This is a genomic window from Cellulomonas sp. P4_B5_2, assembly GCF_056402235.1.
Window position 1 is genome coordinate 1 of the sequence record NZ_JBFUHU010000473.1, and the last position, 1982, is coordinate 1982.

At 71.6% G+C, this 1982-nt stretch carries 2 protein-coding genes; both read left to right on the plus strand.

The window, feature by feature from the left end:
• Positions 1-1381, plus strand: a 1381-nt coding sequence (locus tag AC1DUQ_RS21280) for a CTP synthase (RefSeq protein ID WP_477074580.1), incomplete at its 5' end; no start/stop codon positions are given.
• Positions 1381-1974 carry an NUDIX domain-containing protein gene (locus AC1DUQ_RS21285; RefSeq protein WP_477074581.1) on the plus strand — a complete coding sequence of 198 codons (594 nt, stop codon included), beginning with the start codon at positions 1381-1383 and terminating at the stop codon, positions 1972-1974. The genes AC1DUQ_RS21280 and AC1DUQ_RS21285, both read left to right, overlap by 1 nt.
• Positions 1975-1982 lie beyond the last annotated feature (8 nt).

Genomic DNA, 1982 nt, shown 5'->3' on the forward strand with positions numbered 1-1982 from the left:
GGCTGGCTCGGCCAACGTGACCACCGGCCAGGTCTACTCGCAGGTGATCGCCAAGGAGCGGCGTGGCGAGTACCTCGGTGACACGGTGCAGGTCATCCCGCACATCACCGACGAGATCAAGACCCGGATGCGCCAGCAGGCGAACTCCGACATCGACGTGATCATCACCGWGATCGGCGGCACGGTCGGAGACATCGAGTCGCTGCCGTTCCTCGAGGCTGCCCGCCAGGTGCGTCACGACCTGGGCCGCGACAACTGCTTCTTCCTGCACGTCTCCCTGGTGCCGTACATCGGCCCGTCCGGCGAGCTCAAGACCAAGCCGACCCAGCACTCGGTCGCCGCGCTGCGCAGCATCGGCATCCAGCCCGACGCGATCGTGCTGCGCGCCGACCGTGACGTCCCGGACTCCACCAAGCGCAAGATCGCGCTCATGTGCGACGTCGACATCGAGGGTGTCGTCACCGCCAAGGATGCGCCGAGCATCTACGACATCCCCCGCGTCCTGCACTCGGAGGGCCTCGACGCCTACGTCGTGCAGCGGCTCAGCCTCCCGTTCCGCGACGTCGAGTGGAAGGGCTGGGACGAGCTGCTGCACCGCGTCCACCAGCCCGCGCACCGCGTCGAGGTCGCGCTCGTCGGCAAGTACATCGACCTCCCCGACGCCTACCTGTCGGTCACCGAGGCCCTGCGCGCCGGCGGCTTCCACCACGACACCAAGGTCGTCATCCGGTGGGTCACCTCCGACGACTGCCAGACGCCCGAGGGTGCCCGGCTCGCGCTCGAGGGCGTGGACGCGGTGCTCGTGCCCGGCGGGTTCGGCGTGCGCGGCATCGAGGGCAAGCTCGGCGCGCTGCGCTGGGCGCGCGAGAACCTCGTCCCGACGCTCGGCATCTGCCTGGGTCTGCAGTGCATGGTCATCGAGTACTCCCGCACGGTCCTCGGGCTCGAGGGCGCGTCGTCCTCCGAGTTCGACGCCGACCCCGCGCACCCGGTGATCGCCACGATGGCCGAGCAGCTCGCGATCGTCGGCGGCGACGGTGACCTCGGTGGCACCATGCGCCTGGGCGCCTACGAGGCGGTCCTGACCCCCGGGTCGGTGGTCGCCGAGGCCTACGGGGCGACCCGCGTGTCCGAGCGGCACCGGCACCGCTACGAGGTGAACAACGCGTACCGCGACAAGCTCGAGGACGCCGGCCTGGTCATCTCCGGTGTCTCGCCCGACACCTCGCTGGTCGAGTTCGTCGAGCTGCCGAAGGACGTGCACCCGTACTACGTGTCCACCCAGGCGCACCCCGAGTTCAAGTCGCGGCCGACGCGGGCGCACCCCCTGTTCGCCGGACTCGTCGAGGCCGCTCTGGCGCAGCGCGGCGACGAGTCCTGATGCTCGCTGACGTCGAGGCCCCCCGCCCGGTCGTGTCGCACGACGTGATCCACGCGGRGAAGATCTTCGACCTGGTCGGCGACGTGGTGGACCTCGGCGAGACGCAGGTGCTCCGCGAGTATGTGGTTCATCCCGGGGCGGTCGCGGTCATCGCGCTCGACGACGACGACCGCGTGCTGCTGCTCTCGCAATACCGGCACCCGGTGCGCTCCGAGCTCTGGGAGCCGCCCGCCGGGCTGCGTGACGTCCCGGACGAGGAGCTCGCCGTGGCCGCCGCGCGCGAGCTCGCCGAGGAGGCCGACCTGGTGGCCGGCTCCTGGTGGCGGCTCGTGGACTTCTTCACCACGCCCGGCGGCTCGAACGAGCGGATCCGGGTGTTCCTCGCCCGCGACCTGCGGCCCGTGGCGCAGGCCGACCTGCACACGCGGACGGACGAGGAGGCCGGGATGGTGCCGGTCTGGGTCCCGCTCGACGACGCCGTGGACGCGGCGCTGTCCGGGCACCTGCACAGCCCGACGGCCGTCACCGGCGTGCTCGCCGCGGCGGCTGCGCGTGCGCGCGGGTGGTCGACGCTGGAGGCCGTGACGCTCTGAGGGTCGGG